Annotated in this window: 12 protein-coding genes; 4 read left to right on the forward strand and 8 right to left on the reverse strand. The window is 67.5% G+C overall.

The window, feature by feature from the left end:
• Positions 1-4: 4 nt before the first annotated feature.
• Positions 5-700, reverse strand: coding sequence for a DsbA family protein (locus GUV69_RS12170; RefSeq protein WP_164202664.1), 696 nt, complete (start codon positions 698-700; stop codon positions 5-7).
• Positions 701-826: 126 nt separating this feature from the next.
• Between GUV69_RS12170 and GUV69_RS12175 the strand changes: the two genes are divergently transcribed.
• Entirely contained in the window at positions 827-1,810 is a 984-nt protein-coding gene (locus tag GUV69_RS12175) for a DMT family transporter (protein ID WP_164202666.1), read from the forward strand.
• A 28-nt stretch (positions 1,811-1,838) separates the two neighbouring features.
• Here the strand turns inward: GUV69_RS12175 and GUV69_RS12180 are convergent, their stop codons facing one another.
• On the reverse strand, positions 1,839-2,468 hold the full coding sequence (locus GUV69_RS12180; RefSeq protein WP_164202668.1) for a class I SAM-dependent methyltransferase: 630 nt from the start codon (positions 2,466-2,468) through the stop codon (positions 1,839-1,841).
• 73 nt (positions 2,469-2,541) lie between these two features.
• On the opposite strand from GUV69_RS12180, the gene GUV69_RS12185 reads away from it, so the two are divergent.
• The 3 genes from GUV69_RS12185 (at position 2,542) to GUV69_RS12195 (ending at position 5,536) form a co-directional block, all read left to right on the forward strand.
• Positions 2,542-2,970 carry a metallopeptidase family protein gene (locus GUV69_RS12185; protein WP_164202670.1) on the forward strand — a complete coding sequence of 143 codons (429 nt, stop codon included), beginning with the start codon at positions 2,542-2,544 and terminating at the stop codon, positions 2,968-2,970.
• Positions 2,971-2,980: 10 nt separating this feature from the next.
• Positions 2,981-3,901, forward strand: a complete 921-nt coding sequence (locus tag GUV69_RS12190) for a cation diffusion facilitator family transporter (RefSeq protein ID WP_164202672.1) — start codon at positions 2,981-2,983, stop codon at positions 3,899-3,901.
• A 222-nt stretch (positions 3,902-4,123) separates the two neighbouring features.
• A complete protein-coding gene (locus tag GUV69_RS12195) occupies positions 4,124-5,536 on the forward strand; it encodes a C40 family peptidase (RefSeq protein ID WP_164202674.1) in 1,413 nt (470 codons plus the stop codon).
• Positions 5,537-5,607: 71 nt separating this feature from the next.
• Here GUV69_RS12195 and GUV69_RS12200 read toward each other — a convergent pair whose 3' ends face one another.
• The 6 genes from GUV69_RS12200 to GUV69_RS12225 form a co-directional block, all read right to left on the reverse strand.
• Positions 5,608-5,991, reverse strand: a complete 384-nt coding sequence (locus GUV69_RS12200; protein WP_164202676.1) for a helix-turn-helix transcriptional regulator — start codon at positions 5,989-5,991, stop codon at positions 5,608-5,610.
• Positions 5,988-7,088, reverse strand: a complete 1,101-nt coding sequence (locus GUV69_RS12205) for a TerC family protein (RefSeq protein ID WP_164202678.1) — start codon at positions 7,086-7,088, stop codon at positions 5,988-5,990. Before GUV69_RS12205 ends, GUV69_RS12200 begins: the two co-directional genes overlap by 4 nt.
• 261 nt (positions 7,089-7,349) lie before the next feature.
• Complete coding sequence (locus GUV69_RS12210) at positions 7,350-8,225, reverse strand: ABC transporter permease (RefSeq protein ID WP_431197130.1); 876 nt, start codon at positions 8,223-8,225, stop codon at positions 7,350-7,352.
• Positions 8,215-9,258 carry an ABC transporter ATP-binding protein gene (locus GUV69_RS12215; protein ID WP_164202682.1) on the reverse strand — a complete coding sequence of 348 codons (1,044 nt, stop codon included), beginning with the start codon at positions 9,256-9,258 and terminating at the stop codon, positions 8,215-8,217. Before GUV69_RS12215 ends, GUV69_RS12210 begins: the two co-directional genes overlap by 11 nt.
• The gene (locus GUV69_RS12220; RefSeq protein ID WP_164202684.1) at positions 9,255-10,493 is read right to left on the reverse strand and encodes a LolA-like protein; all 1,239 of its coding nucleotides are present in this window, start codon (positions 10,491-10,493) and stop codon (positions 9,255-9,257) included. The genes GUV69_RS12215 and GUV69_RS12220 overlap by 4 nt, the downstream gene beginning before the upstream one ends.
• 86 nt (positions 10,494-10,579) lie before the next feature.
• Positions 10,580-13,303 carry a PEP/pyruvate-binding domain-containing protein gene (locus tag GUV69_RS12225; protein WP_164206508.1) on the reverse strand — a complete coding sequence of 908 codons (2,724 nt, stop codon included), beginning with the start codon at positions 13,301-13,303 and terminating at the stop codon, positions 10,580-10,582.
• Positions 13,304-13,355 lie beyond the last annotated feature (52 nt).

A 13,355-nucleotide genomic window follows, 5' to 3' on the forward strand; every position in this document is an offset into this window, starting at 1 on the left:
GGAGCTATTTCACGGCGTTGGCAAGCTTTTGCCGGAAGTCCTGCTTGGTGGTCAGGGTCAGTTTTTCGCCGTTCAGGAAGAACGTCGGGGTGCTGGTGACGCCCAATGCCATGCCGTCAGAGATGTCGCTACGGATGCGCTCCTTCGTTTTCCCGTCACCCACCGCGGCGTCGAACGCGGCAAGATCCAGCCCAAGTTCCTCCGCGAAGGTCCGGAACAGCGGCCCCTGCGATTCGGGCTTCCCGTGCCACTGGTCCTGGGTTTCAAACAACCTGGCTGCCATTGCCTCAAATTGTCCCTGCTGCGCGGCAGCCTCCACGGCGAGCGCGGCCGGGCCGGAGTTCGGGTGCGAGGGCAACGGGAAGTAGCGGCTAACGAACGTGATCCTGTCGCCATACTCCTGTTTCAGCTCGTCTACAAAGGGCTGGATGGAGCGGCAGGCTTCGCATTCAAAGTCCAGGAACTCCACGAGCTGTGCCTTTTCAACCGCGGGTGAGGTGAGCCGGTGGCTATCGGCCCGGACCAGCTGTTCCGAACCGGCATGCGGTGCCGGCGCCGGCGCGGGTTTGTTGAGTGTCAGCATCGCGTACCACGCGCCGCCGGCCACCACGATGACACCGAGCAGGATCCAGATGACCAGGCGGATCTTTTTGGCGGGGCCGGGGGTGGACCTTCGGGATGACGTTGAACCTGAGACCATAAAACGCATCCTAACCGAGGCCGCGGCTTCACAGGCCGCGATGCGGCCCGGGCGTTGGCAGGATGTTGATGAGACGTGACCGGTTTCCGCCAGCCGTTGGCACCGCGCCAGGGCTAGATTGGCACCATGGCCTCAACGTCCTCCACCAACCCGGCACAGTCAGCTGCGCGTCCCGCCCCACCGGACGGCGTCAGCGCCCTCGGCATCGCCGCCGTGCTGGTCACGGTGGTGCTGTGGGCGTCGGCGTTTGTGGGCATCCGGGCGATTGGGCCAAACTTCTCCCCCGGGTCCCTGACGCTGGGCAGGTTGGCCGTTGCCGCCGTCGCGCTCGGTGCGCTGGTACTGCCGCAACTGCGCAGGAGCAAGGCACTGCCCCGCGGCCGTGAATGGTGGCCCATCCTCGGGTACGGCGTGATGTGGTTCGGCGGGTATAACGTGGCGCTGAATGCTGCGGAGCACCTCCTGGACGCCGGCACGGCCGCGCTGCTGATCAACGTCAACCCCATCCTCGTCGCCATCATGGCGGGCGTCTTCCTGAGGGAAGGTTTCCCGCGGTGGCTGATCATCGGGAGCATGGTTGCCTTTGGCGGGGTGGCGCTGATCGCGCTGGGCTCCGGCCCGGCGTCGGGTGAACGTTCGACGGCGGATATTGCGGGTGTGCTGCTCTGCCTCCTTGCCGCCGTACTCGCCGCAGTCAGCGTGATCATCCAGAAACCGGTGCTGCGGAAGATCCCGGCCGCCCAGGCCACCTGGTTCGGCATCATGGTGGGCACCGTCTGCTGCCTGCCTTTCAGCGGCCAACTGGTGTCCGAGCTCCAGGCCGCGCCGCTGTCCGCGACGCTGGGGCTGGCATATCTTGGCGTCTTTCCCACGGCAATCGCGTTCACCACGTGGGCGTATGCGCTGTCTCTGATCGACGCCGGAAAACTGGCCGCCACCACCTACCTGGTCCCCGGCACCACCATCCTGATCTCCTGGCTGCTCCTCAGTGAAGTCCCCTCCGTGTGGGGCCTGGTGGGCGGCCTGGTCTGCCTGGTGGGGGTGGGCCTGACCCGCCGCCGGTCGCGCCAGAGGCGGGAACGTCCAGCTGCCAACGCGGGTGGACAGTAGTGTCCGGCTGCGGACCGGATCGTACGGCTTAGCGATCTGCAGGCCGCAGGACCGCCGTACCCGCGATGATCGGCGTGGCCAGGGCAAGGGCCGGGGCCTCGAACCTGCTGATTTCCGTAAAGTCGAACCCGGCCTCGGCGATGGCTTCCACGGTGTTCCGGTTGAGGTGGCAGCCCGGCGCCACGCAACGGCCCCACAGACCGTCCAGCCTGTCCTGCCAGCGGCCCGCACGGCCCGGACGGCGGACATGCTCCAGCACGGCCAGGGTTCCGCCCGGCTTGAGTACCCGGCGCGCCTCCAGCAGGGCAAGCCTCTGATCCGGCACCGAGCACAGCACCAGGGTAAACACGACGGCATCCGCCTCGCCGTCGGCCAGCGGCAGGTGCTCCGCATCGGCGTCGGAAACCGTGACCGGAACGGATGACTCCCCCAGCCGCGTCCTCAATCTGGCCCTCATGAACCGGTCCGGTTCCACGAGGACAACACGCTCAGCGTGGCGGAAGTGTGAAAGATTGGCTCCGGTTCCTGAGCCGACGTCCACCACAGTTCCCCGCAGCCCCGCGAGCAGCTGCGCCCGTCGCGGAGCGAGTTCCCTGCGCTCCGCCGACTTCAGCAGAGTGTCGTAAGCGGCGGCAAACAGGCGGTGTTGGAGGGACATCCGGTTCCTCACTGGGAGTCAGGGACGGGTTTTCAGTATGCATGGCAACCCGGCCGCGGACTAGAGTCTGCTTATGCCCGCCAATCTGCCGCCCGGCCTGCCCATCGTTCCGGAGGGCCCGCATGAACCGCTTCCCTTCGAGATGACCGCAGACGACTTTGAAGCTGCTGTCACCGATGCGCTGGGACTGATTCCCCCGAAGCTTGCGACCGCCATGAACAACGTGGCGGTGTTTGTCGAAGACGACTACACGCCCGGTCAGGGCGAGGACCCGGATACTGTCCTGCTTGGCCTCTACGAAGGCGTCCCGCTGACGGAACGGGACTCCTGGTGGGACGCCGGTTCGCTGCCGGACCGGATCACCATCTTCCGCCAGCCCATCCTGGACATCTGCGCCTCGCGCGACGAGGTGATCCAGGAAGTCGCCGTGACGGTGGTGCACGAAATCGCGCACCACTTCGGCATCGATGACGACAGGCTGCACGAACTCGGCTGGGACTAGCCTTGTAGCCATGGGACATGACCACAGCCACACCCACGGCATCACCGCCACGGGCCGCCACCGCAAGCGCCTCATCGCCGTCCTTGCAATCACACTGACCGTGGTCCTGGTCCAGGTGGTGGGTGCGGCACTCTCAGGCTCGCTGGCCCTGCTGGCGGATGCCGGCCACATGCTCTCCGATGCGGCAGGTGTGACCATCGCGCTCCTGGCCGCCTGGATCGCGGGCAGGCCCGCGAGCGACCAGCGGACCTACGGCTACCAGCGGGCTGAAGTACTGGCCGCCCTGGCCAATGCGCTGATCCTGATTGTCATTTCGGTGGTCATCTTCACGGAGGCCATCCGGCGGATCGGCTCCACCCCGGAAGTCCAGACCGACATCATGCTCTTCGCCGCAATCCTGGGCGCCGCTGCCAACCTGGTGTCGTTGCTGATCCTGCACGGCGCGCACCACGACAGCCTCAACGTCCGCGGCGCCTACCTTGAAGTGCTCGGCGACCTGCTGGGATCGTTCGCCGTGATCGCCGCGGCCCTGGTCATCATGTTCACCGGCTACCAGGCCGCCGATACCATCGCGTCGGTCCTGATTGCGCTGATGATCCTGCCGCGGGCATGGAACCTGCTGCGCGACGTGGTGGACGTCCTGCTGGAGGCAACCCCCAAGGGCGTGGAAGTGCAGATGATCCGTGAGCACATCCTCAGCGTCGACGGCGTGGTTGACGTCCACGACATCCACATCTGGACCATCACCTCGGGAGTGCCCGTGTTTTCTGCCCATGTGGTGGTGGAGGACGGTGTCCTGAACGCCCGGGGCGCCGACCAGTTGCTGGACAAGCTCACGGCCTGCCTGGGCTCCCATTTCGACACCGAGCACTGCACGTTCCAGCTCGAGCCGGCCAGCCATTCCGAACACGAATCAGCCCAGCACGCCTAAGGACCGGCGGTAGTGCGGACAGGCGGACCCGCAGCAACTCCGCGACACGCCGATACCGATGTGCCGGAATCAAGCTCGTGTTGTTTATGTTATTGATGTGACCAGTGTTGCCAATGTGCAGGGTGTCACGTAGCCTCGGACTGCTGGGCGATCAGCAGAGGGGCCATTCGTGCCGCCACCAGACCTCGCTCCCCAGCCTGACTGTCCTGCGAGGTTCTGCGAATGGGTTTGTCCGGATCCGGCCTGAAGGCCGCCGTGCTGTGTACCGCCGTTGTATTGTCTGGAACCCTCGCTTTTCCTGCCCAGGCATCGCCCACGCCTGCACCTCTGACTGTCCAGCGTCCTGCTGCACCGGAGGTCCCGTCCGCGGAAGACATTGCGGCGGCAAAATCCAATGAAAGCGCGACGGCGGATCAGGTCACCGCCATCGAACGGCTCCTGGCGGACGCTGCAGCCGCCCAGCAAGCTACTTTTGCTTTGTCCCTGCAGGCAAACAACGCCTACAGCGAGGCCCTGGTGGAACTGCAGGACCGTCGGGGCGTGGCCGACGCGGCCACGGCCAGGGCCGAGGCGGCGACGAAGGCGCAGGACAGGACCCGGAAGCAGGTAGGCCAGCTTGCCGGCGACCTGTACCGCAACGGCGGCCTTAACCCGACGCTGACCACGTTCGTCAGCGGCAACGGTCAAGCGCTGCAGCAGGCCGCCACGCTCCAGGCTCTTTCGACCAGCCGAAGCCGGGCCTTCGAATCCGCGGAGACAGCAGCCGCCGCAGCGCAGTCGCTGACCGCCGCGGCCCAGGACGCCAACCGCGCTGCCGACAACGCCGCCAAAACAGCCGAAGCCCGCAAGGCCCAGGCTGAAGAGGCCAATGCAGCCCAGATCCAGGCCGTTGCCGACGCGAAAGCACAACGGACCGTCCTGGTGGACCAGCTGGCGCAGCTGAGGAACACCACCGTTGCGATGGAAACGGCGCGGGTGGATGAACTCGACCGGCAGCGCGAAGAGGCCAGGCTCGCGTCAATCACCGCGGCCGCCGAACGGACCGCATCCGGCCAGGCTGCTGCCGCCCCCGCGTCACCGGCCGGGCCTGCACCGCAGGCTCCTGCGCCCGCGCCCGCGCCCGCGCCAGCGCCAGCCCCGGCTCCGGCCCCGGCGCCCGCACCCGCGCCAGCCCCGGCGCCGGCCCCGGCGCCCGCACCCGCACCAGCTCCTGCACCGGTACCTGCACCCGCTCCGGTTCCTGCACCAGCGCCAGCGCCTGGCGGTTACTACGAAACAGCTATTTCCGTCGCCTTATCCAAAGTGGGCTCGCCGTACTTCTACCAATACGGCGGCACGGGGCCCAGCGGCTTTGACTGCTCGGGCCTGGTTCAGACTGCCTTTGCCGCGGCCGGCAAGTACCTGCCCCGGACCGCTGCCCAGCAGTACGCCGCGGCTCCGCTGCATGTGCCCATCTCCCAAGCCAGGCGCGGCGACCTGCTGGTGTGGGGTTCGGCCCCCGGTTTCTATCACGTCGCCATTTACCTGGGCAACGGACAAGTGGTGCAGGCCCTGAACCCGGATGAAGGTATCGGCGTCACGCAGCTGAGCCGGATGGCCGGAATGCAGCTCCACCCCTACGCTGCCCGCTACTAAACGGCGCCTACCCGCCGGAAGCAACTCAGGCCAGCGACACACCGGTGTCGGCGGATGTTGGATGACGTGCTTTAGGAAACTTCCCCGGGCTTCTCCTGGTCTGTTGGAGCAGGCTGCGTAAACAGGCGGATCAGCCCGTCAATTTCTTGTGTTGAGGTGGCCGGGTGGCGGAAGTGCTGGTGGGGTTCAATCGCGTAGTGGGTCCGGCGCCCCACCCGGGTACGGTGCAGATAGCCTGCGCTTTCAAGGTCTTTGAGTATATGAAGGGCCGCCCGAGGCGTGATACCAACACGATCAGCGATCTCCGCAATCCGGATGCCGGGGTCGGTAGCGACTGCGAGCAGGACGTGCCCATGGTTCGTCAGAAAGGTCCAGCCGCGCTGTCGGCCTCCGGGCCCGGACGCACGCAATGTTTCGTCGTGATTCACGGGGGAACCGAGCGCATCCCCACTCATTCGTGTCCTTCGCTGGTTGGGCGCAAACTGGTGTCCGAGCCGTCCTGTCGACCCGCCGAAAGCTGCTCCTTCCTCGTGGGTGCTGCGTAACGACGGTTCCGCAACAGCGGTTCCAGCGCCTCCAGGTCCTGGGCCGCGGCGATTCCGAAGGGCGGCTTTGCTGGAGTGGGGAGTTCCCGGCGCCCCTGCCCGCGGGTGGCCCACAGGCTCATCGCGATCGATACACCCAGGATGGTGGCAATGACGGCGAGCGAAAGGGGTGTGGGGATGTAGTAGATATCGATCTTAAGGAGCATTTTGACGCCGACCCAGATAAGGACGAGTGCGAGCCCGATCTTGAGGTAGATGAACCGGTGGATCAGGTCTGCGAGCAGGAAGTACATGGCGCGGAGCCCGAGGATGGCGAAGGCGTTTGCCGTAAAGACCAGGAAGACTTCATCAGTGACGGCGAAGATCGCCGGGATGGAGTCCACGGCGAAAATGATGTCCGTGACCTCAACCACCACCAGGACCGCCAGCAACGGGGTGGCAAGCACGACCCCCTTCTTGCGGATAAGGAACCTCTGGCCATGGAAGTCGTTGGTCATGGGCACCGTGTTCCGGAAGAAGGCCAAGGTCTTGGACTTCTCCGGGTCCAGATGCTCGTTACGGTGCCGGATCATGCGGTAGCCGGTGATCAGCAGGAATGCCGCGAACAGGTAGAGCACCCATCCAGCGCTGGCGATGATCGCTGACCCTGCCGCGATGAACCCGCCGCGAAAGATGAGCGCCCCCAGCACACCGAAGAACAGCACCCGGTGCTGGTACTCCCTGGGAACCGCGAAGTAGGTGAAAATGATGGCCCAGACGAACACGTTGTCCACCGCGAGGGACTTCTCGATCAGGTACCCGGCGAAATACTGTTGACCAAACTCCGCCCCGTAGAGCTGCCACACCAGGGCACCAAAACCAGTCCCGAAGGCTACCCAGACCGCGGACCACAGCGCCGCTTCCCGGACGCCGATGACGTGTGCCCTGCGGTGCGCGAACAAGTCCACGGCAAGCATCAGGACAATGATGCCGAGGACAGCCAACCAAGCCCAAAGGGGAACATTCATCAGGCAAACCCGCTTCCAGTCAGTAAACCAACTGGAGGTCTTTCCCGGCCGCCCAAACAGGTGCCCTGTCCCGCCGGGCCGTACAGGGACGGCCGGACTGACGACGGAACAATCAGGGGATACTCCCCTCCGTGAAAAATAGTGAAGCACATTTCACCTGTTGCGGCAATGGTCGCCGCAATGGTCACCACAGACAGACGCACCCACAGCTCCGGCGGGCAGCGACAGCAACAGGGGCTGTCAGGACAGGAACAGGGGCTGTCAGGACAGGACGTCCTTGGTGACGAACCGGCCGTACGCCAGCGCCCCGAACACAGCTATGTAGGCGGCCTGCAGCAGGGCGTTGCTGGCGAAGGAGTCCCACAGCACCGGCTGGCGCAGGACGTCGGCGAACCCGAACCAGTAGTGGGTAAAAAGCCAGGGATGCAGCCACTCCAGCTGGGGCAGTTCGCCTGCGATCTGCGATGCCACGGAAACCACCACCGTGGCCGCCATGGCACCGACGGGCACCACCGTCAGCGTGGACAGGAACAAACCGATCGCCGACAACCCGGCAAGGGAAACCGCCAGATACGCCGCGATGAGGAGCAGCCTCAGGGCTGCCTCGGGCGGTTGCACCACATCGCCGGAGAGGAGCGTCACCGGGCCGATCGGGAACAATGACGCTCCGATCGCGGCTCCGGCCAGGGCCACCGTGACTGGGGCGGCCAGGCAGAAGGCCAGCGCACCGGCGTACTTGACCAGCAGCAGCCTGACCCGCCCGGCTGGTGCCACCAGCAGATACCGCAGGGTGCCCAGGCTGGCCTCGCCCGCGATGGTATCGCCCGCCACCACACCGATGGTGAGTGGCAGGAACAGGGGCACGGACACCAGCATCGCCGTGACGGCCACAAACAGCCCGTTCTGCGTGATCCGGTCCAGGAATGCCGGTCCGCGTCCGGGCGGAACGGTTGAGGAGAGCCGGACCGCGACGGCGATCAGCACCGGGATTGCGGCCAAGGCTACCAGCATGGCCACGGTCCGGCGGCGCCGGAAAAGAGTCTTTAGTTCTGATGCCAGGAGGGACAGGCTGGACCCTCCCGCAGGAGTGCTGCGGGAAGTCGGAAGGCTGAGAGCGTCAGCAGAATCACTGGGCAACGTCAAACCCCTCCCCCGTCAGGGCAACAAACCGCTCCTCGAGGCTTTCCCGTTCCACCGAGAATCCGCGGACCCGCACGCCTGCGGCCACGAGTTCAGCGACGACGTCTTCGGGTGCCGGCATCTGAGCCGGCGTCGCTGCCGCGGCCGGCATGTCCGGCCGGGCCGCAGCAGCCGCACCCGCGGTGACCACGTCACCGTCAACGCCAGGCATACCGGCCTCATCGTTTCCGGCCCGGCCGTTGCCTCTTTCCGGGGCCATGCCCAACCGCAGCAGGACTTCACAGGCTGTGCCGGCGTCGGGCGTTAAGAGACGGATCCGCGTGCCTCCGGCCTGCCGGAGCTCCGCCAGCGGCCCCTGCGCCACCAGCCTGCCCGCGCTCATGATCGCGGCGTGTGTGCAGATCTGTTCCACCTCGGCCAGCAGGTGGCTGGAGACGAAGACGGTGGCACCGTCGGCGGCCAGCGAGCGGACGAGGCTCCGCACCTCACGCGTGCCCTGCGGGTCAAGACCATTGGTGGGCTCATCCAGGACCAGCAGATCCCGCGGCGAGAGCAGCGCGTTGGCGATGCCCAGCCGCTGCTTCATGCCCAGAGAGTAGGCGTGCACGCGCTTGCCGCCGGCATGGGACAGCCCGACCCGCTCAAGTGCCGCAGCCACCCGGGCCTTACGCGTACCCGGTGTTCCGTGCCGGCTGGCGGCGTCGAGCCGGTGCAGGTTCGCGGTACCGGAGAGGAACGGATAAAACGCCGGCCCCTCCACCAGCGCCCCCACGCGCGGCAGCACCGCATGCAGCCGCTGCGGCATCGGCAGGCCCAGGACGCTGACCGTTCCGGCTGACGCAGCAGCGAGGCCCAGCAGCATCCGGATGGTGGTGGTCTTGCCGGATCCGTTGGGCCCCAGGAAGCCGAACACGGCGCCATGCGGTACGGCCAGGTCCACGTTGTCCACCGCCAGTTGGTGGCCGAACCGCTTGGTTAAGCCGTGGGTCTCGATGCTCAGCCCGGCAGCCACGCTGCCGGCCGCGGTCACGCTGTGCCGGCGGCGGCCTGCAGCCGGTCCGCCGGAACCATCCCCACAAAGATCCTGCCGTCGTCGGTCAGCAGGACGTTGACCAGTGACGTGGACAGGAGCCGTCCGCCGGGAACGGCGACGGCGGCCTGGGACAGCAGCGGATCCTTCAGTAGTGCTTCGGTCAGCCGGGCGCCTTGGCCGTCCGGTGGCGCGGGGAACCCGATCACCGTTTCCCAACCCTCGCCGGTCACCGTCGGCTGTGGCGTGTCACCGTGCTCGCGCGCGTGGTAGCCGGGCATCCGGTCCGGTGCCGGCATCCGGTCCGGTGTGACAGTTCCCGGCTCTACAGGATGCGCGGGCATCCCGTGCTGGTAGGGCACCGGGGGCACCTGCAACTCCTTGAGCGTGGCACCGGGCGGGGCCACGAAATTGAACATGCCCGCCTCGGGCGCCTCCAGCGACAGGCTCGTGAAGCCGGCCTCGAATGCCGGTTCCGCCTGGCCCCGCGCCGACACCGTTACCCTGAGCGGCATCCCGGTCTGGCCGTCGACGGCGATAGCCACCTTCTCCAACAGGGTCCCGTCAGTGCGCGGCACCAGTTCAAGGTTGTACGCCGGCCGCCCGGCCACCTGGACCTCGGGGCCGACAGCCACCGCTGTGGAGCTGTCAGCCATGGCAAGGAACTTCGCGGCCAAGTCCTCAGGCGTGGGCGGCACGGGCATGCGCATGTCCGGGGCGGGCACCGTGCCGGGATCCGGAGGCACAGGCAACGGCATGCCGGGAGCGCCAGGAACGGCGAGCGGCAGGTCGTTGGCGAAGGCCGGCAGGGTCAGATGGGCGGCGGAGTTGTCCTTGGAGTTGTAGAACCAGACGTCCTGGTCGCGCCGGATAACATCGCGTTCGGCCAGCCGGTCCATCACCTGTACCCGCATCTTTGCAGGACCGTCCATAAAAATCCGTGCACTGTGCCCGCCGGTCAGGAACTCGATCATCGATGCCGTGCCGCCCGCCGAGGCGGGGCCGGACGTGGGGCCGCCGGCCGGAAGCTCCGGCAGTCCAAGGTCCGAAACCTGCTCCAGGGTGCCGGAGAACGTTTTGGTATTGTGCTGGCCCAGGAGCGTGAGGACCTCGGCCGGGGTCTTCTCCGGCAGCGGATCCCCGGCCCGCGCGGGAATGGATCCCACCAGAACACCGGCGGCGATAAGTGCGGGTACAGCTGCGGCGGGCACCCAGCGCTTCCATGCGCGGTTCATGCCAGCCCCGCTTCATCTTTGGAGCCCATGAATTCAGATTACGCCTGGGGATCGCCGTGCACACCCCTCCCGGGGTCCCGGAACGGTTACGAAGGCACGACGGTGCCCGCGCCGCCGTCGACCGTTATCTGCTGGCCGGTGGAGAGCCTCAGCGTGGCGTCGGGGACGCCCACCACAGCCGGGATGCCGTACTCCCGGGCCACCACGGCGCCGTGGGAATTGGGCCCGCCCATCTCCATGACAAGCCCTCCGGCCGTGAGGAACAGCGGGGTCCAGCCGGGATCCGTGGACGGTGCCACCAGGATTTCCCCGGGTTCAAGATGTGCTCCCACCGGGTCCAGGATGACGCGGGCGGCCGCGGTGACCGTCCCGGCCGAGGCCGGGCTGCCCGTCAGTGTCCCGGCCGCCGCTGGCTGCCCGGGGGTACCGGCCCGCAGCAGCGCCTCAGGTTCGGTGCCGTCGGAGAGCAGCAGCCGGGGCACATGGCGCCGTTCCAGTTCCAGGGCATACGCCTGGCGCCGCTCAGCCACGACGCTACGCAGGTCAACAGGGCCTGGTCCGGGTTTCCCGCCCTGCCCGCCTGCCGCCACCTTGAGGAGACCGGCCCTGACTTCGTCGAAATTCAGGTAGAAGATGTCGTCCGCCTCGGCGACGGAGCCGGCCGCGGCGAGCGCCCCGCCCACCAGCGCCAGTTGTTTCCGCACTTCAGCCAGTCCCACCACCAACTGGGACTTGGGCAGTTCGCGCAGCCCGGCAAACAGCCGCGTCCGCCGCAGGGCTGCCCGGACCGCCGCGCCCCGAAGCCGGCCCCGGGACCGCGCCTCCGCCACCAGGGCCTGCACCTGGGCTTCGGCTTCCTCCACGGCGTTGCTGAACTGGACGTCCGGGGCCATGGCGCCGGCGTCCAAGCGCAAATAATTGGCCAGCACTCCAACGATGTGGGTGGGATCGTCTGACCAGCGTGGCATCCCGACGTCGATCTCGGCCACCGCGCGGTGCCCGTATTGATCCATGAACCGCGCCAGCCCGGACTGCAGCACGAAGGGCAGCTCACCTGCCTTGAAGTCCTCGGTGAGCACGGCGGGTGTCCGGCCGGCCACTGCGCTGCGGGAGGCGCCGTCGTTCTTGATCACCTGCGCCAGGCGCCACAGTTCCAGGTCCATTTCGGTGGTCACGTTGTTCGGGAGCCCCCGGAGCACAACCTGCAGGTCATCCCAGCGGCCGCCGCCCAGCAGTTTCCCGGCAAACGCCAGCGAGGCGAAACCGAGTGCGGGAAGGGGAAGGATGGCCGGCACCACCGGGAAGAGGCGCGTCCCAATGACGTGTTCGGCATGGTCCAGCCGCTGCAGCGGAGTGGCACCGGAAGGAAGCTGGAGCGAGTCCCCGAATTCGCGCGCCTTGCGGTTCGTGTGGCGGAGGGCCGTGTCCGGCCGGAGGAGCGCCCTCAGCAGTGTCTCGGGCACGCGGGCATGCGCGGCAGCGGGCACCACGTGACGCAGCAGGCCCAACGGCGTCCGCCGGGTCACGGAAAACCGCGGATCCTCGAAGACCTTCCGCAGCACCGTGGCTGAGCGCGCCTCCATCACGTCGAAGACCCTGGGCACGATCCGGCGCCCGGTGGTGCTGCGGGCAACGGCCGTCAGGTCAAAGTACATCCGCTGGCCCGCCTCGGCATAGGGCGGCGGGCCGTTGTGTGGCTGGGGGACGTCGAACTGCGCCGCCCGGGCAACGGACGAGGCAATGAGCCGGAACACTGCCAGACCCATCGGCGTGATGGGCCGGGTGAGGCCCTGCGCCAGGCTAAAGCAAAGATAGACGCGGGCGCTGTCCGCCTGCGCACGCCCGGCTGCGTCACCGGTCCGGAGGGCAGTCCGCCGGGGTACGGGGAAAAGGGTGGTGATGGGCCGCGACTGTGTCAGCCACAGCCGCCCGCCGCCGTCGATGGCCCATTCGATGTCCTGCGGCGCTCCGAAATGTTGCTCCACCCGGTGACCCAGGGCCGCCAGCTCTGCCGCCTGCCGGTCCGTCAGGCAGGCCGTGGCGCCGCCGTTGCTGACGGCCACGGCCCGGGTTCCCCCGCCCGAGAGCGGCCGGACCGCGATGCGCTTGTCGCCGAGGCGCCGTTCAAGGACCTTTCCGGTGAGCGGATCAACCACAAAGTGATCCGGGTTCACCGCCCCCGACACCACCGCTTCGCCGAGCCCCGGGCTGGCATCAATGACAGCCTGCTGCCGGCGGTTTGTCAGCGGGTTCGCTGTAAACAGCACACCGGCCGCAGTGGCATCCACCATCTGCTGGACCACTACTGCCAGTGCCACTGCGGCCGGATCGATCCCCCGGGTGGCACGGTAACTGACAGCCCGGTCAGTCCACAGGGACGCCCAGCAGTTGCGCACCGCCTCCACCACGGCCGCAGTACCCACCACGTTGAGGTAGGTGTCCTGCTGGCCGGCGAAGCTCGCCGACGGGAGGTCTTCGGCCGTGGCCGAGGACCTCACTGCCACGGGGACGTCCTGGCCAAGCGCGGCGTAGGCAGACTTGATGGCTTCCGCTATCTCCGGCGGGACGGGCGCGCTCCGGATCACGTCCCGGGCCTGGCCGGCAAGCGCGGCCAGGGCGGGAAGGTCGCCGTCGGCGGTGTCTTTGAGTGCCTGGTGGACGGTGGCCAGTGGGTCAGCACCATCGCCGGTACCGCCCGCCGTGGCGCGGCGGTACGCCCCGGTGGTGAGGCAAAAGCCTGCCGGCACCGGCATTCCCGCGGCCAGAAGCTCCCCCAGGTTGGCCGCCTTCCCGCCAACGACGGACACCATGGCGGCATTAACGGCCTCCAATCCGAGGATCAGGGGCGGTCCGCCGGCGCCA

It is taken from the genome of [Micrococcus luteus] ATCC 49442 (assembly GCF_010367585.1).
Taxonomy (GTDB): Bacteria; Actinomycetota; Actinomycetes; order Actinomycetales; family Micrococcaceae; genus Arthrobacter; species Arthrobacter luteus_A.

What these genes read in the sequence shown, in the direction of transcription:
- GUV69_RS12170 (WP_164202664.1), bottom strand. Translation starts at nt 700, where the DNA reads ATGGTCTCAGGTTCAACGTCATCCCGAAGGTCCACCCCCGGCCCCGCC.
- GUV69_RS12175 (WP_164202666.1), top strand. Translation starts at nt 827, where the DNA reads ATGGCCTCAACGTCCTCCACCAACCCGGCACAGTCAGCTGCGCGTCCC.
- GUV69_RS12180 (WP_164202668.1), bottom strand. Translation starts at nt 2,468, where the DNA reads ATGTCCCTCCAACACCGCCTGTTTGCCGCCGCTTACGACACTCTGCTG.
- GUV69_RS12185 (WP_164202670.1), top strand. Translation starts at nt 2,542, where the DNA reads ATGCCCGCCAATCTGCCGCCCGGCCTGCCCATCGTTCCGGAGGGCCCG.
- GUV69_RS12190 (WP_164202672.1), top strand. Translation starts at nt 2,981, where the DNA reads ATGGGACATGACCACAGCCACACCCACGGCATCACCGCCACGGGCCGC.
- GUV69_RS12195 (WP_164202674.1), top strand. Translation starts at nt 4,124, where the DNA reads ATGGGTTTGTCCGGATCCGGCCTGAAGGCCGCCGTGCTGTGTACCGCC.
- GUV69_RS12200 (WP_164202676.1), bottom strand. Translation starts at nt 5,991, where the DNA reads ATGAGTGGGGATGCGCTCGGTTCCCCCGTGAATCACGACGAAACATTG.
- GUV69_RS12205 (WP_164202678.1), bottom strand. Translation starts at nt 7,088, where the DNA reads ATGAATGTTCCCCTTTGGGCTTGGTTGGCTGTCCTCGGCATCATTGTC.
- GUV69_RS12220 (WP_164202684.1), bottom strand. Translation starts at nt 10,493, where the DNA reads ATGAACCGCGCATGGAAGCGCTGGGTGCCCGCCGCAGCTGTACCCGCA.
- GUV69_RS12225 (WP_164206508.1), bottom strand. Translation starts at nt 13,303, where the DNA reads ATGGTGTCCGTCGTTGGCGGGAAGGCGGCCAACCTGGGGGAGCTTCTG.